Origin of the sequence: Demequina soli, from assembly GCF_000971195.1 — a bacterium.
Classification (GTDB): domain Bacteria; phylum Actinomycetota; class Actinomycetes; order Actinomycetales; family Demequinaceae; genus Demequina; species Demequina soli.
The window spans coordinates 357,578-381,741 of the sequence record NZ_BBLZ01000003.1 but is presented as its reverse complement, the minus strand read 5'-3'; the positions used below and the strand labels follow the sequence as shown (position 1 = coordinate 381,741).

The following is a 24,164-nucleotide window of genomic DNA, read 5'->3' as shown; positions in this document are numbered from 1 at the left end:
GGCCCCGGTCACGGCGCCGCGAAGCCCGCGTCGGCGAGGATGCCACGCGCCTCGTCGCCCGCGAGGAACGCGACGTAGGCCGCAGCGAGGTCGGGGTCGGCCGCATCGGCGAGCGCGGCGGCGGGGTAGCGGTTCGCCACGCGGTCGGCGCCGTCGATCGGCACGGCCTCGATCCCGGATGCGCGCGCGACGTCCGTGACGTAGACGAGCCCCGCATCGGCCTGGCCGGCCGCCACCTTGCCCAGCACGTCGGTGACGTTCTGCTCCTCGGAGGCCGGCGCCAGGGTGACGCCGTCGAGCGCGGCGAGGCGCTCGGCCGCCGCGCCGCACGGCACCTGCGGCGCGCACACGACGCTCACCACGGACGGGTCCGCGAGGTCCGCGAGCCCGGTCACGTCGGCGGGGTTGCCCTCCGGCACCGCGATCGTGAGGGTGTTGGTCGCGAACAGCACGGGGTCGCCGTCGAGGGTGTCGGCGATGGTGTCCATCTGGGCCTCGTCGGCGGACAGGAACACGTCGGCGGGCGCGCCCTCCCGGATCTGCGACGCGAGGTCCGACGAGCCCGCGAACGCCGCGACCACCGTGACGCCGGGGTGCTCCGCCTCGAAGCGCGCGTCGATGGCGTCGAGCACGTCGGTGAGGGACGCGGCGGCGAACACGGTGAGCTGCTCGGTGGACGGGCTGGCGGCGCCGTCGGCGGACGATGCGGTGCACCCGGCCGCGGCGAGCACGGCGACCGCGGCGGCGAGGGTGGGCAGGGCGCGCCGGGTCACCGCGCGCCGCCCGGCGTCTCGACGATGACGGTGGTCGCCTTCACCACGGCGGTCGCGACGGCGCCGGGCTCGAGCGCGAGCTCGCGCGCCGCCTCCGCGCTCATGAGCGACACCACGCGGTGCGGCCCGCACTGGAGATCCACCTGCGCCATCACGCCGTCCGCGACCACGCGCGTGACGATGCCCGTGAAGCGGTTGCGCGCCGAGCGTCGCACGTCCGTGGGGTCCTCGGGCGCGGAGGTGCGGGCCGCGAACGCGGCCACGTCGACGCCGTCCACGAGGATGCGGCCCGCGCCGTCCCGCACGGTCGCGACGCCGTCCGCGTCGATCCACCGGCGGATCGTGTCGTCGCTCACGCCCACGAGCGATGCGGCCTCGGAGATGCGCAGATGCGGCATGAGGGCGAGGCTATCGCCGCAGATGCGGCGGCACAAGGACAATGCGCGACCCGCCCGGGGTGTCGCGGGGAGCCGGCGCTACGCGCGGGCGGTGCCGCCCGGGGGCTCGTCGTCGCCCTCGATCGACTCGAACACCTCGTCGTAGAGCAGCGCGTGGACCTTCTCGACGTTGGGGATGTCGTCGAACTCGAGGGGGTCGTCGGACGCGGACTCGATGATGAGCGTGCCCGTCTTGAACATCCGGTCGACCAGGCCATGACGGAACTGCACGGTGTTGATGCGCGCGAGCGGGATGTCGATGCCCGTCTTGGTGAGCACGCCGGTGCGGAAGATCACGCGCCGGTCCGTGATGACGAAGTGGGTCGTGGACCAGCGGATGAACGGCGAGACCGCGAGCCACGCGATCAGCACGACCGCGACGACCGCCGCGGCGATCCACAGCCCGGCCTCGAGCGTGGCGTTCATGTCGGCCGACGCGACCCACCACAGCACGAGGCTCACGAGCGCGATGGACAGCGCCGACACGATGACGGGGCCGACGAGCGCCTTCCAGTGCGGGTGGGCGTCGACGACGACGTCCTCGTCGGGGGCGAGCAGGTTGCGCGGGTAGGCCATGGGGCCGAACGTAGCAGCGGCGACGCGGGCGCGAAAGGGGACGGTCGACACGCGAATCACGGCGGACACGGCCGTGAAACATCGCGCCGCTATCGTGGCCCTATGACCGCCGACCAGCACACTCCCTGGACCGGATACCAGCCGGTTCAGGCCTGGGACGAGGCCGTGGACGTGCACGGGAAGGTCCGCGACCCGTACCGCCGCGTCTATCACGAGATCGACCGCATGTCGGGGGACGACCTGTACTCGCGCGCCGAGGCGCTGGCCTCGACGTACCTCGCGCAGGGCGTCACGTTCGACCACGCGGGGGAGGAGCGGCCCTTCCCGCTCGACATCGTGCCGCGCGTGGTCGGCGCGGACGAGTGGGAGATCATCTCGCCCGGCGTCGCGCAGCGGGTGCGCACGCTCGAGGCGTTCCTGGCCGACGTGTACGGCTCGCAGCACTGCGTCAACGACGGCATCGTGCCGCGCCGCCTCATCGCGACCTCGCAGTACTTCTACCGCTCGGCCGCGGGCATCGACCCGGCCAACGGCGTGCGCGTCCACGTCTCGGGCATCGATCTCGTGCGCGACCAGCACGGCATCTGGCGCGTGCTCGAGGACAACGTGCGCGTCCCGTCGGGCGTGAGCTACGTGCTGTCCAACCGCCGCGCGATGTCGCAGATGTTCCCCGACATGTTCGGCGCGATGGGCGTGCGGCCCGTCCTCGAGTACTCGCAGCGGCTGCGCGCGGCCCTCACACGATGCGCGCCGGGCGACATCGACGACCCCACCATCGTGGTGCTCACCCCGGGCGTGTTCAACAGCGCGTACTACGAGCACTCGCTGCTCGCGCGCACCATGGGTGTCGAGCTGGTCGAGGGCCGCGACCTCGAGACGCACAACGGTCGCGTGTACATGCGCACCACGGCCGGACGGCGCCGCGTCGACGTCATCTACCGCCGCGTCGACGACGACTACCTCGACCCCGTCGCGTTCCGGCCCGACTCCGCGCTGGGCGCACCTGGGCTCGTGCACGCCGCGCGCCTGGGCAACGTCACCATCGCCAACGCGATCGGCAACGGCGTCGCGGACGACAAGCTGATCTACACGTACATGCCGGACCTCACGCGCTACTACCTGGGCGAGGACCCGATCCTGCCCAACGTGGACACGTGGCGGCTCGAGGAGCCGGACGCGCGGGAGGAGGTGATGGACCGTCTCGACGAGCTCGTGGTCAAGCCGGTGGACGGCGCGGGCGGCAAGGGCGTCATCATCGGGCCCAAGGCGTCGCGCTCCGAGCTCGACGCGGTGCGCGCGCAGATCCTCGAGGACCCGCGCGGCTGGATCGCGCAGCCCGTGATCCAGCTGAGCACGGTGCCGACGCTCACGGAGGACGGCCTGGAGCCCCGCCACGTGGACCTGCGTCCGTTCGCGATCAACGACGGCGACGACGTGTGGGTCCTGCCCGGCGGCCTCACGCGGGTCGCGCTCGCGCGCGGCCAGCTCATCGTCAACTCGTCGCAGGGCGGCGGCTCGAAGGACACGTGGGTGCTCGGCGGCGAGCGTCAGCGCGGCGTCAAGACGCCGCCCCCGGAGTCGCGGGTCGAGCTTGGCGGCATGGACGCGGTGCCGCAGGCGGCGCACCCCGACGACGTCGAGCACGGCCAGCAGCAACAGCAGCAGCAACAGCAGGGGGAGCCGTCATGCTGAGCCGCATCGCCGAGTCGCTGTTCTGGATCGGCCGCTACGTCGAGCGCGCGGACAACACCGCCCGCCTGCTCGACGTCCATCTCAACGTCCTCCTCGAGGATCCCTGGGTCGACGAGCCGAGCGCGAACGCGTCGCTGCTGTCGGTGATGAACTGCGAGTTCGAGACGCCCGTGGCGCGCCGCGACGTCCTGGCGACCCTCGCGTTCGACCCGGAGCGCGCATCGTCCATCGCCTGGACCCTCGGCGCCGCCCGCGAGAACGCGCGCCGCGCCCGCGAGGTCATCAGCACCGAGGTGTGGGAGTCGCTCAACACCACCCGCAACCAGCTGCCGCGCTGGACGGCGTCGGCGCGGCCCCACGAGTTCTTCGTGTGGGTGCGCGAGCGCGCCGCGGTGGTGTGGGGGCTGCACTCCGCGACCACGTCGCGCGACGACGCGTGGCACTTCATGGAGCTGGGCCGCTCGCTCGAGCGCGCCGACATGATCGCGCGGTTGCTCATGACCCGTCACTTCGAGGGCACCAGCGGCCCGAACTGGACGACCCTGCTGCGGTCGTGCTCGGCGCACGAGGCTTACCTGCGGACCGTCCGCGCGCTGGTCACCGAGGAGCGCGCCGCGGAGTTCCTCCTGGTGGACCGCCTGTTCCCGCGGTCGATCGCGTACAACCTGCAGAAGGCGGAGGACACCCTCGGCCTGATCGAGGGGGCGTCCAACTCCCGCGCCCTGTCCGACCGCGCGCGCCTCGCGCTCGGCCGCGCGCGCACCAACCTCGAGTACCGCGACGTGCGCGCCGTGCTCGACGACCTGCCCGGGCAGATGCAGGAGGTCCAACGCGCCTGCGGCACGGCCTCCGACCTCATCCGCGACCGCTACTTCCTCCCGGCATCGACCGTGCTGTGGAGCCAGGAGGCACTGTGAGCACGCTGCGCATCGAGCACCGGACCGCCTTCACGTACGAGGCGCCGGTGTTCTCGTCGTACAACGAGGCCCGCCTCACCCCCGCGTGGCTGCCGCGCCAGCGCGTCCTCGAGTCTCGCGTGGACGCGTCGCCCGCGACGTGGCGGTCCTCCTACCGCGACTACTGGGAGTCCGAGGTGCTCGTGTTCGAGGTGCTGCAGCCTCACGAGCGCCTCACCGTCGTGGGCTCCAGCCTCGTCGAGGTGTCGAGCGTGCCGGCCCGCGAGGAGCGCGTCACGTGGGACACGCTCACGGGGCCGCGCTTCCAGGACCTTCTCAGCGAGTACCTCGGGATCAGCGACGTCACCGAGCCGACCGACGAGCTCGCCGCGTTCGCGCGCGACGCGGCCGGCCGGATGGGACCCGACGCCACCGCGCGGGCGATCTGCGACCACCTCCACGACCAGATGCGCTACGTGCCCGGCTCGACCACGGTCCACACGCCCGCGCGCGACGCGTGGGAGGCCCGCTCGGGCGTCTGCCAGGACTTCGCGCACCTCGCGATCGGCGCGCTGCGTACGGTCGGCATCCCCGCGCGCTACGTGTCGGGCTACCTCCACCCCAAGCGCGACGCCGAGATCGGCGAGACGGTGTCGGGGGAGTCGCACGCGTGGGTCGAGTGGTGGACGGGCGACTGGTTCGGCTTCGACCCGACCAACGACCGCGAGGTCGGCGACCACCACGTGATCGTGGCGCGGGCGCGCGAGTACACCGACGTGCCCCCGCTCACGGGCGTGGTCGCGGGGTCCACCACGGACCTCGACGTCCAGGTGCGCGTCACCCAGGTCGAGTAGCGTCGCTCAGCCGACGTGCTCGAGGTGCCACGGCTCGGGCTTGGTGCCGTCGGGCCGGGCCCACGTCGGCAGCGTCCAGCCGTGCTCGGGCAGGGCGGCGATGAGCCACCGGTAGGCCTCGCCGTCGTACCCGCCCGGCAGGCTCTCGCCCGCGAGGTCGATCGCCTCGCCCCAGCCGTGGTTCGACGTGCCCGGCACCGCGGCCATCCAGCCGTACCGCGCGCGCGACGCGAGCTGCCCCGCGTAGTCGCGATACCCGCCGCCGACCGGGATGTGCATGCCCCAGCGGTCGCGGAACGCCGCGTCGAGCGACTCGAGGTCGGCGACCGCGTGGCACACCAGCAGCGCCGCCGGCTGCCAGGGGATCGGGCACAGCACGTCGCGCGGGATGTGCCCGTTCTCATAGGACGATGCGAGGGCCGCGTGGGTGACGCCCGCCGCCGAGCCGGTGGTGAGGACGGCGACGGGGTCGGTCGGGGCGGGCAGCTGCCCGCGCGACGAGGACGGGACGGCGAGGTACTCCATCGAGGCCCACAGCAGCGCGCCGTCGACCCGCACCTGCGCCCAGCCGTTGCTCGTGTACGCGCCCGTGGTGTCGAGCGTCGCGCCGTCGTCGCTGCCCGCGACCGCGACGGCGTCGGTCGACGGTCCCCGGCGGAGGTGGAGTCCGCCGGCCGCGTCGACGGTCACGGTGGCCGCGTCGACCAGCCGGACCGGCGCGTCCCAGTCGCGCGGGCGCACCTTCGCGTCCCGCGCGAGGTGCAGCACCGCCGCGACCGCGCCGCGCGTGAGCGTCGCGTCCGGCCGGAACTCCCGGCCGCCCGCGGTGTCCCAGCCCAGCGGGGCGACCTGGCGGGCCAGCCACGTCACGGCGTCATGGAGGTCGGAGGAGCGGGGGACGTCGACGTAGACGTCCGCCGCGGGATCGACCGCGGGCTCGCCGGCGAAGCGGTAGAGCCAGCGCGCCAGGTCGGCACGCGTGACGGCCGCGTCCGGGTCGAACCGCCGCGCCTCGCCCGCCTCGCGGCCGACGTCGACGCCGCGCGCCGCGAGCCACTCGATCTCGCGCCACTGTGCGGTGCCGTCCCTCGTGACGTCCCGGAACGGCGACGCCGCGGGCACGAGCGACCCCGGCGAGCCCGCGAACCGATACAGGAAGCCCGCGAGCTCGGCGCGCGTCGCGACCGCGTCCGGGCGGAACGCCAGGGTGCCGTCCTTCGCGCGTACGCCGGCGTCGATGCCTGCGCGTCCCATCCATGCGACGTCGGCGGCGAACGGCGAGTACGCCGCGTCCTCGAGGTCGTCCGAGACGTCATCGAAGGTCACCGGGTCGAGCGCGGCCGGCGCCCGCACGGAGGACGATGCGGGGGTCGCCGGGTCGTACGCGACCATCGGGTCCGCCGGGGCGGCTGAGGCGGACGGGGCGCTGGTGTCAGGGGTGGCGGGCGCCGACGTCGCGGCGTCGTCGGACGGCGCGGGCTCGGACGGGCCGCCGTCGGCGGGCGCCGTGGACGCCTCCGGCTCGGCGGTGGGAGCGGGGGCCGGGCTCGACGACGGCTTCGCGCTCGGCTTCGTGCTCGGTGTCGGCGTCGACTTCGGGGTGGGGGTGGGCGTGGGGGTGGGAGCCGGTGTCGCGGTCGTGATCGGCGTGGGCGCGGGGGCGTCCGTCGCGGCGGGCGTCGGGTCGGGAGACGCGACCGCCGCATCGTCCACCGCGGGGGTGGGCGAGGGGTCGGTGGCGGCGAGGGCCGGCACGGGCAGGGCGAGCGCGAGGACCGTGGCGGCGACGCTGGCAAGGACGCGTCGCGGGGTCCGAGGTGCGCGAGCCATGCCGCCTCCCTCCCCGTGCGACGGTCGCGCGGCGACGTCCCGGGGAGGGTCGTGACACGACGCCGTCCCTGGGTGTCGGGCGCGCGTTTCACTCCATGGTGCCACGCACGCCCGGATCGGGCGCGGCGGGTGGGTCAGTGCGCGGTGATGCCGTTGCTCACGCGGGTGGTGGCGAGGTATCCGGACCGCGTGGCGGTGTCGCGCACGCGGATCGTGTGGCCCGTGTCGGCGGCGGTGAGCGTGTACCTGCGGCCCGTGGCGCCCTTGATCGGCGAGCCGTCGCGCAGCCACTGGTAGGACACGTACGACGGGGTGGGGCTCCACGCGCCGGGTTTCGCGGTGAGGGTGCACCCGCACGTGGTCGTGCCGGAGATCGTCGGCTTGGGGGCCGTGCCGAAGACGCGGGGGATGGCCTTGCCCGCGCTCGTGCGCGACTTGTTCGGGTATCCCGAGCGCTTGGCGGTGGCGACCACCTTGAGGGTGTGGCCGCGATCCGTGCGGGTGACGGTGTAGCGCTTGCCGGTGGCGCCCTTGATCGGCGAGCCGTCGCGCAGCCACTGGTAGGACACGTACGACGGGGTGGGGCTCCACGAGCCCGGGTTGGCGGTGAGGACCGACCCGACCGTGACCTTGCCCGCGATCTTCGGCACCGGCGCCGTGGTGAAGGTGAGCGGGTACTTGCCGAAGTTCTGGGTCGCCCACGCGCAGTCGCTGCCCGAGTCGTAGGCGATGCCGATGCCGATCTGCGTGTAGCTGCCGGAGATGTTCGCCTCGTGGCCAGCGGACTTCAGCCACGCGCTCATGATCGTCGCGGCGTTCTGGGCCGCGCCGCCGTAGCCGCACGCGTACCCGACATTCTCGGCGGCCGCGGAGTAGCCCGTCGGCATCTCGGACGCGAAGCTCGGGTTGTGCGCGAGCACGCGGGTGGAGCGCATGTGGCCGCTCCAGCCCTTCGACACGGTGACGATCCCGTCGCGCAGCGTGAGGGGCTTGAGGCCCTCCGCGGTGCGGTGGTCGTTGGTCTTCTGCAGCACCAGCTGGACGGGGTCCGTGGCGGCGTCTGCCGTGCCGCCCGAGACCGTCAGCGCGGCCGTCAGGCAGGCGATCACGACGAGCGCGACGCGGCGCGCGAGCGCGGGGGGAGCCGTCAGGGCGGACTGGCGCATGCATGCCTCCGTTCGGGGAGAGGCGCCGGCTGCGTCCGTCTCCATGAGGGATATCGGCATGCTGTCCGAAATGTTTCGCATCTTGTGGCCGATGTGGGCCACACCACAGCGGGAAGGCACACCGGCCCCGTACGAGGTGTGATGCACATCACGCCGTCATCGGGGCCGTCGCGGAGGCGACGCTGACCGTGCGGCCGGGTCCCGCATCGTCCCTCGGTAGAATCCTGGGGTGACCGAGACCCCCGCTTCCGACGCCGCCCGCTACGACTTCCGTGCGATCGAGGACCGCTGGCTTCCCGTGTGGGAGGAGCGCCAGCCCTTCCGCTCGGGCCGCGAGGACGATGCGCGCCCCACCAAGTACGTGCTCGACATGTTCCCGTACCCCTCCGGCGACCTTCACATGGGCCACGCCGAGGCGTACGCGCTGGGCGATGTCATCTCGCGCCACTGGGTGCAGAAGGGCTTCAACGTCCTCCACCCGATCGGCTGGGACTCGTTCGGCCTGCCCGCGGAGAACGCCGCGATCAAGCGCGGCGTCGACCCGGCCGGCTGGACCGAGGACAACATCGCGCAGCAGCGCGCGTCGATGAAGCGCTACGCGTGCTCGTTCGACTGGGACCGCGTCCTGATGACGCACCGCCCGGAGTACTACCACTGGAACCAGTGGATCTTCACGCGCATGTTCGAGCGCGGCCTCGCGTACCGCAAGCACTCCAACGTCAACTGGTGCCCCAAGGACCAGACGGTGCTCGCGAACGAGCAGGTGGTCAACGGCCTGTGCGAGCGCTGCGACACCCCGGTCACCAAGAAGAAGCTCAACCAGTGGTACTTCAAGGTCACCGAGTACGCCGACGAGCTGCTCGACGGCCTCGAGGCCCTGCGCGGCTCGTGGCCCGACAAGGTCATCGCGATGCAGCGCAACTGGATCGGCCGCTCCCGCGGCGCGGACGTCACGTTCGAGATCGAGGGCCGCGACGAGCCCATCACGATCTACACGACCCGCCCCGACACCCTGCACGGCGCGACCTTCATGGTGGTCGCCGCGGACTCCGACCTGGCCGCCGAGCTGGCGTCCGGGGCCGACGCGGACACGCAGGCCGCGTTCGCGACCTACGTCGAGAAGGTCAAGGGCGAGAACGAGATCGACCGTCTCGCGACCGACCGCCCCAAGACCGGCGTGTTCCTGCAGCGCTACGGCATCAACCCCGTCAACGGGGAGCGCCTGCCCATCTGGGCCTCCGACTACGTCCTCGCGGACTACGGCCACGGCGCGATCATGGCCGTGCCCGCGCACGACCAGCGCGACCTCGATTTCGCGCGCGCCATGTCGCTGCCCGTCCGTGTCGTGCTCGACTGCCGGGACGATGCGGGGGAGCCGTTCGGCGACCCGGCTTCGACGGGTGTCGCCGCCACCGGCGACGGCGTGCTCGTGAACTCGGGCTCGCTCGATGGCCTCGCGAAGGCCGAGGCCATCGAGGCGATCGTCGCCGAGCTCGGCGGTGCCGGCACCGGCGCGGCCGCGACCAACTACCGCCTGCGCGACTGGCTCATCTCGCGCCAGCGCTACTGGGGAACGCCCATCCCGATCATCCACTGCGAGGCCTGCGGCGAGGTCCCGGTCCCCGACGACCAGCTGCCCGTGAAGCTGCCTGCCGCCGAGGGGCTGGATCTGAAGCCCAAGGGACAGTCGCCGCTCGCGGCCGCCTCGGACTGGGTCAACACCACGTGCCCGAGCTGCGGTGGCGCCGCGCTGCGCGACACCGACACCATGGACACCTTCGTGGACTCGTCCTGGTACTTCCTGCGCTTCCTGTCGCCGGGCAAGACCGACGGCCCGTTCGACGTGGAGGAGGCGAAGCGCTGGGCGCCCATCGACCAGTACGTCGGCGGCGTCACGCACGCGATCCTGCACCTCCTCTACGCGCGCTTCTTCACCAAGGCGCTGCGCGACATGGGGATGATCGAGTTCGGCGAGCCGTTCTCCGCGCTGCTCAACCAGGGCATGGTCCAGATGGACGGGTCCGCGATGTCGAAGTCGCGCGGCAACCTGGTGCGCCTGTCGGAGCAGCTCGACGAGTTCGGCGTCGACGCCGTGCGCCTCACCATGGCGTTCGCCGGCCCGCCGGAGGACGACATCGACTGGGCGGACGTCTCGCCCGCCGGCTCGGCGAAGTTCCTCGCCCGCGCGTGGCGCCTCGCGCGCGACGTGACGTCCGCTCCGGGGACCGCTCCCGAGGGCGGCGACGCCGCGCTGCGCGCGCTCACGCACCGCACGCTGCACGACTCGCAGGAGCTCGTCGAGGGCTTCAAGTTCAACGTCGTGGTCGCCCGCACCATGGAGCTGGTCAACGCGACCCGCAAGGTGATCGACTCGGGCGCCGGCCCGGCCGACCCCGCCGTGCGCGAGGCCGCGGAGGTGGTCTCGATCCTGCTCAGCCTGTTCGCGCCGTACGTCGCGGAGGACATGTGGGCGATGCTCGGCCACTCGGAGGTGGCCCTGGCCAACTACCCGGCCGTCGACGAGTCGCTGCTCGTCGAGGACACGGTCACGTGCATCGTCCAGGTCATGGGCAAGGTGCGCGACCGCCTCGAGGTGGCCCCCGGCATCGGCCAGGACGAGCTGCGCTCGCTCGCCCTGGAGACCGACGGTGCCAAGCGCGCGATCGGCGACGCGGGGATCCGCACGGTCATCGTGAAGGCCCCGCGCCTGGTGAACATCGTCACCGCGTAGCGTTCCTCCCTCGCGGCGCCCGGCACCCCTCAGGGGTGCCGGGCGTTGCTGCTTTCGAGTGGCTGAGCCGGGTGTGGACATTGTCACAGTCGCGCGTGTGGGGGCTCGCGGCGGAGTGTCGGGATCACCCCGCTTCGAAGGCTTTTGAGTGCAGATGCGGCACTCGACGACACAAAAACCTGCCTGCTATTTTCCGCTTCGCGCGCCCGCACGAGGTGGGCGCACTCTAAGCAGGGGGGCACTGCGCATGCGCGTGGCGACGCTCGGGAGCGAGTACTGGAAGTCGAGGATCGGGGCAACCGCCGCGCTCCTCGGCCTGGCGGGGGTGGGCCTCGGGCTCACGGCGACGCCTGCGGCGGCCGTGGAGACCGGATCGATCTCGGGCGTGGTCACGGCCCCAGATGCGGCCGACCCGCACTGGTCGGAAGGCGTTGTCGTCTGGGCGTACAACGACGAACACTTCTCTCAGACCCGCCTCGGCGCCGATGGGTCGTACACGGTCTCGGACCTCGAGGCGGGAAGCTATGTCGTGGAGTACCTGGTCAGCGGGCACTACGACTCGGGCCTCGGCCGCTACGTCGACGTCAACCTGGTCCCGGAGTACTACAACGACGCTCTCACGTACAGCGGGGCCGAGCGGGTTGCGGTCGGTGACGGCGAGGCGGTGCTGGACATCGACGCCGAACTCGCGCCCGGTGGGACGATCTCCGGCGTCGTCAGCGCGCCCGGATCCGCCAACCCTGAGTGGTGGCGCGGCGTGGTCGTCGAGGTGAGCCTCGGTGGCAAGGCATCCAGCGCAGCGCTCAAATCGGACGGCACCTACTCGATTCCCCGCCTCGCGCCCGGCAGCTATACGGTCGCGTTCTACGTACAGAAGTATTACGACTCGTCGCGCGGCGACTACGTGGATCCGGGCGTGCAGCCGGAGTTCTACGACGACGCAGACGGCGAGGCGGATGCGAAGCCCGTGAAGGTCGGTGCCCGCGAGGCGATCGCCGGAGTGAACGCGGAGCTTGCCGCGAGCGCCACCATCTCGGGCACGGTGACGGCCCCCGGGGCTGCCGACCTGACGTGGTGGAAGGGGGTGCACGTCACCGCTAGCGGCGACGCGGGATATGCCTTCGTCCCGCTGGCAGAGGACGGCACGTACGACATCACCGGCCTGGCGCCCGGCTCGTACGTCGTCAGCTTCGGCGCGGGCAGCTACTCTGACGCAACCCATCAGGACGAGCAGGTCAACCTTCTCCCGGAGTACTACCCCGACGTGACCGACGTCGCGGATGCCGAGGTCATCACAGTCGGCTCGGGTGATCACGCGACCAGGATCGACGCCGAACTGGCTGTCGGAGGTTCGATCTCGGGCATCGTCACCGCCCCCGCCGCGGCGGACGCGAACTGGTGGAAGGCGGCCTACGTCACTGTCGCGAGCGAGAACGGCGCGGCTGGTCAGGCACGGGTGAACGAAGACGGCACCTACACGATCATCCGACTTGCGCCGGGACGCTACTCGGTCCAGTTCGACGTGAGCTATTACTACGACGAGATCGCAGGCGGCTCGGTGTGGGTCGCCCTCGAGTCCCAGCACTACCGTGGCGCGATCGAGCCCTCCGACGAGGGGGCGGTCGAGGTCGGCGGAGGCGAAGCAGTGACGGGCATAGACGCTGTGCTCGCCGTCAAGCCTCTCGAGTTCGACGTGGCTCCTCGACCCGCGATCTCCGGGAGCCCCTCGCTCGGCGCGACGCTTGCCGTGAACCCGGGTACGTGGGTCCCGGCGGCGGAGCTCAGCTACCAGTGGTTCCGCGCGGGCGCGCCCATCCTCGGTGCAACCGGCCCGACGTACACGACTGTGGTGGCCGATGCCGGCGAGGCGATCACTGTGGTGGTTACCGGTGCGAAGGTCGCCTATGAGACGACGGCACGCAGCAGCCTCGGCTTCACTGTGAATCGCGGAGCCTTCTCCACGAGCCCGAGCCCGGCGATCTCGGGTGGCACCACCGCGGGTTCGGTGCTGACGGCCAAGCCTGGTTCGTGGAGCCCGACTCCGGACACGCTGAGCTACCAGTGGTACCGGTCGGGTGCGGCGATCTCGGGGGCGACGAAGTCGACCTACACGCTGACCACGGCGGACCGTGGCAAGAAGGTCACGGTCAAGGTCACGGGCAGGAAGGCGGGCTACACGACGGTCACGAAGACGAGCAAGGGCACCTACGTCCCGAACGTCTTCACGACGGCTCCGGTCCCGACGATCTCGGGCGGCAACACGGCGGGCGCGGTCCTCACGGCCAAGCCGGGCACGTGGTCGCCGGCGGCGACGCTGACGTACCAGTGGTACCGGGGCACGTCGAAGATCAGCGGGGCGACGAAGTCGACCTACACGCTGACAAAGGCGGACCGTGGCACCAAGGTCACCGTCAAGGTGACCGGGTCGAAGTCGGGCTACACGTCCGTCACGAAGACGAGCGCCGCCAAGGCGATCCCGAACGTCTTCACCGCGGCGCCGACGCCCACCATCACCGGGACGGCGGTGGCGGGCAGGACGCTCACGGCCAAGCCGGGCACGTGGAGCCCGTCGGCGACGCTGACGTACCAGTGGTACCGCGGCACGTCGAAGATCAGCGGGGCGACCAAGTCGACCTACACGCTGACGAGGTCCGACACGGGCAAGAAGGTCACCGTCAAGGTGACCGGCAAGAAGTCGGGCTACCTCACGGTCACGAAGGCCAGCGCTGCCGAGCAGGTCGCGTCGTAGCCGACGGTCGATGACAGACGATGCCGGTGTCGCCCCTCGCGGGCGGCACCGGCACCGTCGTCTTTCCAGGCTCGCTAGGGTGGCGCCATGACCGTCGCCGTCATCGCGGACTCCGCGGCCTCGCTCCCGCCCGCGCTCGCGGCGTCCCGGGGCATCGCCGTGGTCCCGCTGCAGGTGACGGTGCACGGCCTCGCGAGCCCCGAGGGCACCGTCATCGGGCCCGCGGACGTCGTCGCTCACCTGCGTGCGGGCGACGCGGTCTCGACCTCCCAGCCGACCCCGGCCGCATTCGACGAGGCGATCGCCTCCGCGGCCGCAGCCGGCGCCACGGGTGTCGTGCTGGTCGCCATGGCGGGAACCCTGTCCGGCACCGCCGACGCCGCGCGTGCGGCCGCCTCCCGCGCGACCATCCCCGTCGAGGTGGTGGATACCAGGACCGTCGCCATGGCCGAGGGGCTGGCGGCGCTCGCCGCCGCCGACGCGGCGGCCGCCGGGGGGTCGCTCGCCGACGTCGCGGAGGTCGCCCGGCGCGTGGCGCTGGGCTCTCGGACGGCATTCACGGTCGACACCCTCGAGCACCTGCGCAGGGGCGGCCGCATCGGCCCCACGGTCGCCGCCGTCGGCAGGGTGCTCGGCATCCGTCCCGTCCTCGCCCTCGTGGACGGCGAGATCGGCCTCGCGGGCCGGGTCCGCACCACGGCGCGCGCCCGAGCGGCCCTCCACGTCGCGGTGGACGATGCGCTGGCGGGCCTGTCGCGGCCGGCCGTCGCGGTCATGGGCGTGGGCTGCGCGGAGGACGTCGCGGAGGCGGCGCGCGCGATCGAGCAGCGCCATCCGGAGCTCGGGACCGTCGCCACCGCCGAGGTGAGCGCGGTGCTCGCCGTCCACGCCGGACCCGGCGCGATGGGCATCGCGGTCGCCGACCTCGACGCGCGCGGCTGACCTCCCCGTCGCACGCTCGGGTGATCCGGCGTCGCGCCGATGACCCCGACCCACGGCGACCCGGCGGCCATCCCCGGGTCGCGCATCGTCCCGTGACGGCGGCCCCCTCCCGCGCCTAGCGTCCGAGCCATGGACTCCTCCGAGGACGTGCGCGCGCGGTGGGCCGACGGGCTGCGCGACGCCGCCGCGCGCGCCTACGCGGCGGGTCACGGTGCGGACCCGCCCGAGCCGCGCCCCACCCGCTGGCGGCTCGACGGGCGCACGGCGGCCACGGCGGCGGTGGTGGTCGTGCTGATCGCCGGGGTCGCGTGGTGGGGGCTGCGGGCGGAGCCGGAGGCGTCGCTGTTGGCGAGTGCGTCGCCGTCACCGTCGGGTTCCGTGGTGGGACCGGCCGCGGCGACGACGGTCGTGGTCCACGTGAGCGGCGCGGTCGTGCACCCGGGCCTGGTCTCGCTCGAGCCGGGGAAGCGCGTCGCGGACGCGATCGAGCTCGCGGGCGGACTCGCCGAGGGTGCCGACGAGGCGTCCGTCAACCTCGCGCGCCCGGTGACGGACGGCGAGCACATCGTGGTGGCGCGGGTGGGGGAGGAGACGCAGGGGGGAGGGGCCGTCGACCTCAACGCTGCCGACGCGGCGGCGCTCGACGCGCTGCCCGGGATCGGTCCGGCGTTGGCGGCGAGGATCGTCGCGGACCGCGAGGCCAACGGGCCGTTCGCGACCGTGAAGGATCTCGAGCGCGTGTCGGGGATCGGGCCCGCCGTGGTCGAGGCCATCGCCGACCTGGCGACGACGTGACCCGGTGGGCGGCTGGGGTGACCTGCGGCTCGCGCCCGCCGCCGTCGCGGCGTGGGCCGCCTCGCTGGCGGCCTGGAGCCTCGGCTGGCGTGCGGGCGCGGTGGTGGCGCTCGCGGCATGGGCGGTGGCGGCCGGCGCGTGGTGGGCGCGACGCGGCTCGTCGACCCGGGGGCGCGAGGCGGGGCCCGCCGCGCTGCTCGCGCTCGCCGCGGCGGCGGCCACCGCGGCCGCGCTCACCACCGGCGCCGCGATCGACGCGCGCGCCTGGATGGGCACGCACGCCGACGGGGTCGAGGTGCGCGGCCGGGTTGTCGAGGTGCACACGGTCGCGGCGAGCGGCACGGCGCCGCGCGTCGCGGTGCGGATCGACGTGGCCGCATGGCGCGCCAGGGGAGGAGGCTGGAGCGGCGGGCGTGGGCTGGTGGTGCTCGTCGTCGACGCGGCGGACGCGCCCGTGCGGGGCGGCGAGGCGCGGGCCCGGGGCGCCCTCACGCCCTCGACGCGCGGGACGGTGGACGCGCTCCTGGACGGCCGCATCGTCGCGGCGGTCCCGCCGACGGGGTGGCGCGCCGCTGTCGAGCGGGCCCGCGCATCATTCACGCACGCCCTCGAGGGAGCGCCCGCGACCACGGCGCCGCTCGTCGCGGGGATGGTGCTGGGCGACACGTCGACCATGCCCAAGGGGCTGGTCGCGGAGATGCGGGTCGCCGGCCTCGCGCACCTCACCGCGGTCTCCGGCGCGCACTTCGCGATCCTCGCGGCGGCACTCGGTGCGCTGCTGCGGCGCGCGAGGGCGTCACCGGGCGTGGTGGCCGTCACGGTCGTGGTCGCCTCGGCTTGCCTGGCGGTGACGGTCTCCGGCGGCGGGTCGGTCCTGCGCGCACTGGTGATGGCGGGGATCGCGGCGGCGGCGCTCCTCGCGGGCAGGCGGGGCCAGACGGTGCCGGCGCTCGCGGCAGCGGTCGTCGTGCTCGTGGTCGCCCGGCCCGAGCTCGCGCGTGACGTGGGCCTCGCGCTGTCCGTCGGGGCGGTGCTGGCGATCACGCTGCTCGCGCCGGGCCTGTCCGTGCGGCTGCGCCGGCGGCTCGACGCGCCGCTCGCCGACGCGGTCGCGCTCACCCTCGCCGCGCAGACGGCGTGCGTGCCGATCCTCGCCTCGATCGACGCGGGCACCGGGCCGTGGGCGGTGGCCGCCAACGCCGTCGCGACGCCGTTCGCCGTTCCCGTGACCCTGCTCGGTGTGGCGGCGCTCGTCGTCGCCGTGCCGGCCCCGGGCCTCGCGGCCCTGCTCGCGGACGCCGCCGCACGATGCGCGTGGCCGGTGATCCTCGCCGCGCGCGCCGCCAACGCCGCGCCGGGTGGGTCGTGGGACTCGGCGACAGGTCTCCGGGGCATCGTGCTCGGGCTCGTGATGCTCGCGGGCGTCGCCGTCGCCGCCCGCGCGGGACGCACGCGCGGCGCCATGGGTGCCGTGGTGGCGCTGGTCGCGGCGGTGCTCCTTCACGCACCATCGCGGTACCTGCCCGAGGCGCTCGGGGGTGCGATCGACGGCTGGAGCATCGTCGCGTGCGACGTGGGGCAGGGCGACGCCATGGTGGTGAGGTCCGGGGGAGCGGTCCTCATGGTCGACGTGGGGCCCGCCGACGGCGACGCCGCGGGATGCCTCGCGCGGCTGGGGGTGTCGCGGGTCGACCTGCTGGTGCTCACCCACGAGCACGCCGACCACACGGGCGGGCTCGCCGCCGTGGCCGACGCGGTCGAGATCGGCGCCGCGTGGATGCCGCCGGCCGCCTCCGCGTCGACGCTCGCCGCGCTGCGGGAGGCGTCGCCCGCCGCGCCGGTCGCGGGGGAGCGCGTCGAGGTGGGCGGCATCCGCGTCGAGGTCCTCCAGACCGGCCCGGAGCCGCGGTCGCGCGACGGCACCGAGGTCAACGACTCGTCGACGGCGCTGCGCATCGACGTCGACGGCCTCACCCTGCTCGCGCTCGGCGACCTCGAGGTGGACGGCCAGCGTCGGCTCGAGCGGCTCGGCGCCGCCGCGTGGGCGGACGTCGACGTCGTCAAGGCCGCGCACCACGGCTCCGCGGCGCAGGACGCGGCGCTGATCCGGGCGGTCGCGGCGCCCGTGGTGCTCATCTCCGTGGGCGCGGGCAACGACTACGGCCATCCGGCCCCGGAGGCGCTCGCGCTGTACGGCGCCGGGGGAGCGGCGGTGCTGCGCACGGACCTGTGCGGGGACGTGGTGCTCGGCGCGCGCGACGGCGCGCCCACGCTCGTGCGGGAGTGTCGGAGCGCCGTGGGAGGCTAGTGCCCATGGCAGCACGGCAGGCACCCCAGGCGACCTGGTATCGAGCCGCGCCGGCACCCGTGGTGCTGGTGTCGGGACCCGAGAAGCTGCTCGCCGCGCGCGCGGTCGAGCGCATCACGGCGGCGATGCGCGCCAAGGGTGACATCGAGGTGAGCAGGCTCGACGCGAGCGCGTACATGCGCGGCGGCCTCGCGGGCGCGACCAGCCCGTCGCTGTTCGCCGACCCGGGGCTGGTCGTGGTGGAGTCGCTGGAGGCGATGAACGACGACTTCCTGCAGGACGCGCTCGCCTACGTGGCCGGGCCCGACCCGGACTGCGTGGTCGTGATGGTGCACGGCGGCGGCGTGCGCGGCAAGAAGCTGCTCGACACGCTCCGCAAGGGCGGCACCCCCGAGTACACGTGCCCCGCGATCAAGAAGGACGCCGAGCTGGTGGACTTCGCCACGGGCGAGTTCGAGCGCGCCAAGCGGCCGGCGCAGGCGCGCGCGGTGCGCGCGCTCGTCGACGCCATCGGCGACGACGTCGCGGAGATCGCGGCCGCGTGCGGGCAGCTCGTCAGCGACGTCGACGGGCCGATCGACGAGGCCGCGGTGGCCCGCTACTACGGCACGCGGGTCAACGCGACGGGGTTCGCGGTCGCCGACGCGGCGATCGCGGGCCGTACCGCCGACGCCATCGCGCTCGTGCGCCACGCCCTGTCGACCGGCACCGACCCGGTGCCGCTGGTCGCCGCGCTCGCGTCCAAGCTGCGCACGCTCATCAAGGTCGGCGCCGCGCGCGGCCGGGGTGTCAGCCTTCGGGAGATCGGCGTGCAGCCGTGGCAGGAGGAGCGCGCGCGCCGTGACCTGCGGCGCTGGGACGGCGACACGCTCGCGCTGGCGGTCCAGGCCGTCGCGCAGGCCGACGCCGAGATCAAGGGTGCGTCGCGCGCGCCCGGATTCGCGCTCGAGCGCGCGGTCCGTACCGTCGCGGAGCTCGCGGCGGCCGGCTGACCCCGCCCCGCCCCCGGAGCGGGCGATCAGACCCCGACCAGCGCCTCGCCGCGGTCGTGGAGCGTCGCGCGGCCGAACCACCAGCCCTGGTACAGGTCGAAGCCCAGGTCCGTGCACGCGGCGAGCGTCTCGGCGTCCTCGACCCGCTCCGCGATGAGCGTCGCGCCGCGCAGCCGCGCCGCCTCGACCAGCGCCGGTCCCTCGCGCACGAGGTCGCGGAAGTCGACCTTGACGAAGTCCGCGAGGGGCAGCAGCGCGTGCTGCGAGTCGGTGCCGGCGAAGTCGTCGATCGCGATGCGGAAGCCGTCGCCCTTGAGCTCGGCGAGACGCGCGGCCAGGGTGTCGTCGGCGTAGGCGGACTCGACCACCTCGATCACCATGCGGGACGCGTCGCAGTGCGCCGCGACGTCGCGGTCGAGCAGGTACGACCGGGTGAAGTTGACGAACGCGGGGTGCGGCGCGGTGATGTCGGGGTCGCACCAGAAGGTGGCGGCGATGACGTGCTCGGTGGCGCGGTCCTGGAGCCGGGTGGGCCACAGGTCGATCGGCAGGGTCTCGTATCCCGGCGCGCGGTAGAGGAGCTCGTGGCCCCGCACGGAGCCGTCGGCGCCGTGGATCCCCTGCCTGCCGACGAGCGCCCGCGAGCCCCGTCTGCTGAGGTGCGGCGGGTGCCAGAGGCGCGGACGCGGGGGGACCTTCACGGCGACGAGACTAGCGACATTCTGCCTGGAAAGCACGAACGCCCCGGATCGCCGAAGCGATGCGGGGCGTAGGTGCGGAGGTCGCCTAGAGAGCGGCGACCTGCTTGGCCAGCGCCGACTTGCGGTTCGCGGCCTGGTTCTTGTGGATGACACCCTTCGACACGGCCTTGTCGAGCTTGACGGAGGCGGTCTTGAGGGCGGTCTCAGCGGTGGCCTTGTCGCCGGCGGCGATGGCCTCGCGGACCTTGCGCACGTTGGTCTTGAGCTCCGACTTCACGGCGACGTTGCGCAGGCGCGACTTCTCGTTGGTGCCGATGCGCTTGATCTTGGACTTGATGTTTGCCACAGCGTTCCTTCTGCGTTCTCGTTGAAAATCTGGGGTGGGGCGCGAGCATTCGCGCTCACACACGAACGAACATCATATCAGGGATGCGCGTTCTTGAGCGACCCCGCGACGCGGTCGAAGGTCGCGCGGTCGAGGATCGCCCCCTCCCGGCGGACCGAGCCCGGGTCGACGCGGATGATCCGGTCGAGCCTGACCTCGCTGGGACGCCCTTGAGGATCCCACGGTCCGGCACCGATGTCCATCCAGAAGCGGCCCCAGCGCGCCTCCTGCGCGGCGTCGAGGTCGTGGTCCTTGCTGGTGAGCATGAGTGCGAGCAGCCACCGCCCGTCGCGTCCGATGAGGAGCACGGGCCGGTCCTTGCCCTGCGCGTGGTCCTCCTCGAACGGCACCCACGTCCACACGACCTCGCCGGGCTCCGGCTTGCCGCCGCGCGTGGGGGAGTAGCTGACCTGGGGTCGCCCGGTGAAGTCGCCCGGGTAGGCGGTCGTCGGCGTCGCGGTGGACGATGCGCGCCCCCGGCTCCGCGTCGAGCCGCCGCGGGTGCGCGGGGTGGCGGGCGGGGACGGGCGGGTCGAGCCGGGCCGGGGGGTGGTGCGGACGGCGTGGACGATGCGCCGGAACAGGTCGACCAGGGAGCTCACCCTGCCGACGGTACCGGGGGTCGCTACGCGGACGCCACGACGTCCACGCCGCCGAGGTCGAGCTCGTCGACCGGTCGCGCGTGGCCGAAGAGGAAGCCCTGCCCGAGCTGCCAGCCGTGCTCGCGCGCGATCGCGCGCTGCGCCTCCGACTCGACGCCCTCGATCACGCCCGACATCCCGAGGCTGCGGGTGAGCGCGGCGACCGTGGTGGAGATGCGGTCGCCGGTGCCCCGGTCGCCCAGGCGCAACGTGAACTCGCGGGCCAGCTTGAGGCCGGACACCGGGTTGAGCAGCACCGAGGACAGCGCGGAGTAGCCGGTGCCGAAGTCGTCGATGATGAGGTCGATGCCGAGCGACGTGAGCCCGTCGAGGTCGGACTTGGCGGCCTGGGTCGCGATGAGCATGCCCGACTCGGTGATCTCGAGGCCCAGACGTGCGGGGTCGATGCCGGTGGCGTCGAGCGCGTGCGTGACGACGCGGGTGAGGTCGGCGGAGCCGATCTGCCGGGTCGACACGTTGACGAAGACGCGGCCGGTGAACTCGGGGTGTGCGGCGATCATCTCGCACGCGTCCATGATCACGAACGCGCCGAGCGGGACCACGAGGTTGGCCTCCTCGCACACCTCGATGAACTCCTCGGGCAGCAGCAGCCCGCGGTTGGGGTGGTTCCACCGCACGAGCGCCTCGTACGCGACCACCTCGGCCGTGTCGAGCCGCACGATCGGCTGGTAGTGGACCACCAGCTCGCCCTCGCGGATCGCGGCGCGCAGCTCGGACTCGATCGACAGCTTGTTGAGCGCGGTCGAGCGCAGCGAGTCCGTGAAGATCTCGACGCGGGCGCGGCCGCGCTGCTTAGCGGCGTACATCGCGGTGTCGGCGTTGCGCAGCAGGCTCTCGGCGGTGACCTCGGGCTCGGCGAGCGCGAGGCCCGCGCTGACGGTCGGCACCACCTCGTGCCCGGCGACGGTGAAGGGCACCTGGATGTCCGCGGCGATGACGGTGAGGAACGCTTCGGCGGCGGCCTGGGTGGCGACGGACTCGAGGATGATGACGAACTCGTCGCCGCCGAGCCGGGCGACCGTGTCGCCGGGGCGCACCGCGCCCTTGATCCGGCGCGCGATCTCCTGCAGCAGCGTGTCGCCCGCCTCGTGGCCGAGCGAGTCGTTGACCACCTTGAAGTGGTCGACGTCGAGGAAGATGCACGCGACCGTGTGGGCGTCCGTGCGGCGCGCTTCGAGGGCGCCCTCGAGGCGCTCGAGCAGGTGGGTGCGGTTGGCCAGGCCCGTGAGGTGGTCGTACAGCGCACGCCGCTCCAGGAGGTCCTTCGCGCGGCGGATCTCGGTGATGTCCTCGACGTGCGCGAGGTAGCGTGCCTCGCCGCCGCCCGCGGCGGGGGAGACGGTCATGCGGGTCCACACGGCGTCGCCGTTGCGGTGCACGAGCCGGGTCTGCGCCTGGAAGTAGGGCAGCTCGCCCGCGTCGAGCTGCCAGCGCAGCTCCTCGTCGCGGGGGACGTCGTCGGGGTGCGTGAGGTCGCGCAGGCGGTAGGTGCGCAGCGCCGCCACGGTACGGCCGACGATGCGCGCGAACGCGCCGTTCGCGTCGAGCAGCGCGCCGTCGGCGCCCAGCACCACCATGCCGATCGGCGAGCCGTCGAACGCGGGTCGGAACAGGTCGGACTCGGTCATCGCGGTCTCCCTCCCGGGTCGTCGTCCGGCCGCGGTCGCGTCCGGTCCGTCCTGTCTATCGGCATCCCGGGCCCGGGCATGAGGGCGGAGGGCAGCGGCGTCGCCTTCGGACTTCATGGGAGAATGGCCCGCACCCTTCCGTCCGAGCCGAGGAACCGTCATCACCGTGTCTGCAGATCCCCGCATCGAGCCCGCCTCGACCGATCCGGCGCTCATCCGCAACTTCTGCATCATCGCGCACATCGACCACGGCAAGTCGACGCTCGCGGACCGCATGCTCCAGCTCACCGGCGTGGTCGAGCCCCGCCAGATGAAGGCCCAGTACCTCGACCGCATGGACATCGAGCGCGAGCGCGGCATCACCATCAAGTCGCAGGCCGTGCGCATGCCGTGGGAGGTCGAGGGCACGCCGCATGCGCTCAACATGATCGACACCCCCGGCCACGTCGACTTCACCTACGAGGTGTCCCGGTCGCTCGCCGCGTGCGAGGGCGCGATCCTCCTGGTCGACGCCGCGCAGGGCATCGAGGCCCAGACGCTCGCCAACCTGTACCTGGCGATGGAGAACGACCTCACGATCATCCCGGTGCTCAACAAGATCGACCTGCCGTCGGCCGACCCGGACCGCTACGCGGCGGAGCTCGCGCAGCTCATCGGCTGCGACGTCGACGACGTGCTGCGCGTGTCCGGCAAGACCGGCGCGGGCGTCTCCGAGCTGCTCGACCGCGTGGTCCGCGACATCCCCGCCCCGGTGGGCGACGCATCGGCCCCGACCCGCGCCATGATCTTCGACTCGGTGTACGACACCTACCGCGGCGTCGTCACCTACGTCCGCGTGGTCGACGGCAAGCTCAAGCCGCGCGAGAAGATCGCCATGATGTCGACCCTCGCGACGCACGACCTGCTTGAGATCGGCGTCATCAGCCCCGAGCCGGTGCCCACCAAGGGCCTCGGCGTGGGCGAGGTGGGCTACCTCATCACCGGCGTGAAGGACGTGCGTCAGTCGAAGGTCGGCGACACCGTCACCCTCGCGGGCCGCCGCGCGGAGGAGTCGCTCGGCGGCTACCGCGACCCCCTGCCGATGGTCTACTCGGGCCTGTTCCCGCTCGACGGCTCGGACTTCCCGGTCCTGCGCGACGCCCTCGACAAGCTCCAGCTGAACGATGCGTCGCTGGTCTACGAGCCCGAGAGCTCGGTGGCGCTCGGCTTCGGCTTCCGCTGCGGCTACCTGGGCCTGCTGCACCTCGAGATCGTGCGCGACCGCCTCGAGCGCGAGTTCGGCATCGACCTCATCTCGACCGCGCCCAACGTGGTCTACGAGGTCGAGATGGAGGACGGCAAGGTCCACACCGTCACCAACCCCTCCGAGTTCCCCGGCGGCAAGATCCACGAGGTCCGCGAGCCGGTCGTCAAGGCGTCGATCCTGGTCCCGAGCGAGTTCATCGGCACGGTGATGGAGCTGTGCCAGGAGCGCCGCGGCGTCATGGGCACCATGAACTACCTGTCCGACACGCGCGTCGAGATGCACTACACGCTGCCCCTCGCCGAGGTGGTGTTCGACTTCTTCGACCAGCTCAAGTCGCGCACGCGCGGCTACGGCTCGCTCGACTACGAGCCCGCCGGCGACCAGGCGGCGGACCTCGTGAAGGTCGACATCCTCCTCCAGGGCGAGACCGTCGACGCGTTCAGCGCGGTGGTGCACAAGGACAAGGCGTACTCGTACGGCCTGTCGATGGTCACCAAGCTCAAGGACCTTATCGACCGCCAGCAGTTCGAGGTGCCCATCCAGGCGGCGATCGGCTCGCGCATCATCGCGCGCGAGACCATCCGCGCGATCCGCAAGGACGTCCTCGCGAAGTGCTACGGCGGCGACATCTCCCGCAAGCGCAAGCTGCTCGAGAAGCAGAAGGCCGGCAAGAAGCGCATGAAGAACATCGGCTCCGTCGAGGTGCCGCCGGAGGCCTTCATCGCCGCGCTGTCCACCTCCGACGACGGCTCGGACAAGGGCAAGAAGAAGTAGCGTGACCACGTCCGACACGACGGACGC

At 72.9% G+C, this 24,164-nt stretch carries 19 protein-coding genes; 10 read left to right on the top strand and 9 right to left on the bottom strand.

Annotated features, from left to right (window positions below):
• Window positions 1–8: 8 nt before the first annotated feature.
• The 3 genes from modA to AOM04_RS08290 form a co-directional block, all read right to left on the bottom strand.
• The gene (gene modA / locus AOM04_RS08300) at window positions 9–773 is read right to left on the bottom strand and encodes a molybdate ABC transporter substrate-binding protein (protein ID WP_062464291.1); all 765 of its coding nucleotides are present in this window, start codon (window positions 771–773) and stop codon (window positions 9–11) included.
• On the bottom strand, window positions 770–1,171 hold the full coding sequence (locus AOM04_RS08295) for a TOBE domain-containing protein (protein WP_062464290.1): 402 nt from the start codon (window positions 1,169–1,171) through the stop codon (window positions 770–772). Before AOM04_RS08295 ends, modA begins: the two co-directional genes overlap by 4 nt.
• Before the next feature lie 78 nt (window positions 1,172–1,249).
• Window positions 1,250–1,786 carry a PH domain-containing protein gene (locus tag AOM04_RS08290; protein ID WP_062464289.1) on the bottom strand — a complete coding sequence of 179 codons (537 nt, stop codon included), beginning with the start codon at window positions 1,784–1,786 and terminating at the stop codon, window positions 1,250–1,252.
• 102 nt (window positions 1,787–1,888) lie between these two features.
• On the opposite strand from AOM04_RS08290, the gene AOM04_RS08285 reads away from it, so the two are divergent.
• Genes AOM04_RS08285 through AOM04_RS08275 form a run of 3 tightly spaced genes read left to right on the top strand, consistent with a single transcriptional unit; the run spans window position 1,889 to window position 5,228 of the window.
• Window positions 1,889–3,478: a circularly permuted type 2 ATP-grasp protein gene (locus AOM04_RS08285; RefSeq protein WP_062464288.1), complete on the top strand. Its 1,590-nt coding sequence runs from the start codon at window positions 1,889–1,891 to the stop codon at window positions 3,476–3,478.
• On the top strand, window positions 3,472–4,395 hold the full coding sequence (locus AOM04_RS08280; RefSeq protein WP_062464287.1) for an alpha-E domain-containing protein: 924 nt from the start codon (window positions 3,472–3,474) through the stop codon (window positions 4,393–4,395). Before AOM04_RS08285 ends, AOM04_RS08280 begins: the two co-directional genes overlap by 7 nt.
• Complete coding sequence (locus AOM04_RS08275; protein ID WP_062464286.1) at window positions 4,392–5,228, top strand: transglutaminase family protein; 837 nt, start codon at window positions 4,392–4,394, stop codon at window positions 5,226–5,228. Before AOM04_RS08280 ends, AOM04_RS08275 begins: the two co-directional genes overlap by 4 nt.
• A 6-nt stretch (window positions 5,229–5,234) precedes the next feature.
• Here AOM04_RS08275 and AOM04_RS08270 read toward each other — a convergent pair whose 3' ends face one another.
• The gene (locus tag AOM04_RS08270; RefSeq protein WP_062464285.1) at window positions 5,235–7,058 is read right to left on the bottom strand and encodes an S-layer homology domain-containing protein; all 1,824 of its coding nucleotides are present in this window, start codon (window positions 7,056–7,058) and stop codon (window positions 5,235–5,237) included.
• 134 nt (window positions 7,059–7,192) lie between these two features.
• Window positions 7,193–8,224: a CAP domain-containing protein gene (locus AOM04_RS08265; protein WP_062464284.1), complete on the bottom strand. Its 1,032-nt coding sequence runs from the start codon at window positions 8,222–8,224 to the stop codon at window positions 7,193–7,195.
• Between the two features lie 229 nt (window positions 8,225–8,453).
• Here AOM04_RS08265 and leuS point away from each other — a divergent pair, with 229 nt between their 5' ends.
• The 6 genes from leuS to holA all read left to right on the top strand — a co-directional run bounded on the left by leuS (window position 8,454) and on the right by holA (window position 18,741).
• Window positions 8,454–10,955 carry a leucine--tRNA ligase gene (leuS, locus tag AOM04_RS08260; RefSeq protein WP_062464283.1) on the top strand — a complete coding sequence of 834 codons (2,502 nt, stop codon included), beginning with the start codon at window positions 8,454–8,456 and terminating at the stop codon, window positions 10,953–10,955.
• Window positions 10,956–11,202: 247 nt separating this feature from the next.
• A complete protein-coding gene (locus AOM04_RS08255; RefSeq protein ID WP_062464282.1) occupies window positions 11,203–13,704 on the top strand; it encodes a hypothetical protein in 2,502 nt (833 codons plus the stop codon).
• A gap of 87 nt (window positions 13,705–13,791) precedes the next feature.
• On the top strand, window positions 13,792–14,646 hold the full coding sequence (locus AOM04_RS08250; RefSeq protein WP_062464281.1) for a DegV family protein: 855 nt from the start codon (window positions 13,792–13,794) through the stop codon (window positions 14,644–14,646).
• 129 nt (window positions 14,647–14,775) lie between these two features.
• Window positions 14,776–15,441 carry a helix-hairpin-helix domain-containing protein gene (locus tag AOM04_RS08245; protein ID WP_062464280.1) on the top strand — a complete coding sequence of 222 codons (666 nt, stop codon included), beginning with the start codon at window positions 14,776–14,778 and terminating at the stop codon, window positions 15,439–15,441.
• A 4-nt stretch (window positions 15,442–15,445) separates the two neighbouring features.
• Window positions 15,446–17,749, top strand: a complete 2,304-nt coding sequence (locus tag AOM04_RS08240; RefSeq protein ID WP_062464279.1) for a ComEC/Rec2 family competence protein — start codon at window positions 15,446–15,448, stop codon at window positions 17,747–17,749.
• A gap of 5 nt (window positions 17,750–17,754) precedes the next feature.
• Window positions 17,755–18,741: a DNA polymerase III subunit delta gene (holA, locus tag AOM04_RS08235; protein WP_062464278.1), complete on the top strand. Its 987-nt coding sequence runs from the start codon at window positions 17,755–17,757 to the stop codon at window positions 18,739–18,741.
• A gap of 26 nt (window positions 18,742–18,767) precedes the next feature.
• Here holA and AOM04_RS08230 read toward each other — a convergent pair whose 3' ends face one another.
• The 4 genes from AOM04_RS08230 to AOM04_RS14555 all read right to left on the bottom strand — a co-directional run bounded on the left by AOM04_RS08230 (window position 18,768) and on the right by AOM04_RS14555 (window position 22,117).
• A complete protein-coding gene (locus tag AOM04_RS08230) occupies window positions 18,768–19,442 on the bottom strand; it encodes an EAL domain-containing protein (protein ID WP_062464277.1) in 675 nt (224 codons plus the stop codon).
• A gap of 85 nt (window positions 19,443–19,527) precedes the next feature.
• A complete protein-coding gene (gene rpsT, locus AOM04_RS08225; RefSeq protein WP_042212820.1) occupies window positions 19,528–19,788 on the bottom strand; it encodes a 30S ribosomal protein S20 in 261 nt (86 codons plus the stop codon).
• A gap of 77 nt (window positions 19,789–19,865) precedes the next feature.
• On the bottom strand, window positions 19,866–20,420 hold the full coding sequence (locus tag AOM04_RS08220; RefSeq protein WP_062464463.1) for a type II toxin-antitoxin system PemK/MazF family toxin: 555 nt from the start codon (window positions 20,418–20,420) through the stop codon (window positions 19,866–19,868).
• A gap of 32 nt (window positions 20,421–20,452) precedes the next feature.
• Window positions 20,453–22,117: a putative bifunctional diguanylate cyclase/phosphodiesterase gene (locus tag AOM04_RS14555; protein ID WP_062464276.1), complete on the bottom strand. Its 1,665-nt coding sequence runs from the start codon at window positions 22,115–22,117 to the stop codon at window positions 20,453–20,455.
• Window positions 22,118–22,232: 115 nt separating this feature from the next.
• On the opposite strand from AOM04_RS14555, the gene lepA reads away from it, so the two are divergent.
• Window positions 22,233–24,137: a translation elongation factor 4 gene (lepA, locus tag AOM04_RS08210; RefSeq protein ID WP_062464275.1), complete on the top strand. Its 1,905-nt coding sequence runs from the start codon at window positions 22,233–22,235 to the stop codon at window positions 24,135–24,137.
• Window positions 24,138–24,164: the final 27 nt, after the last annotated feature.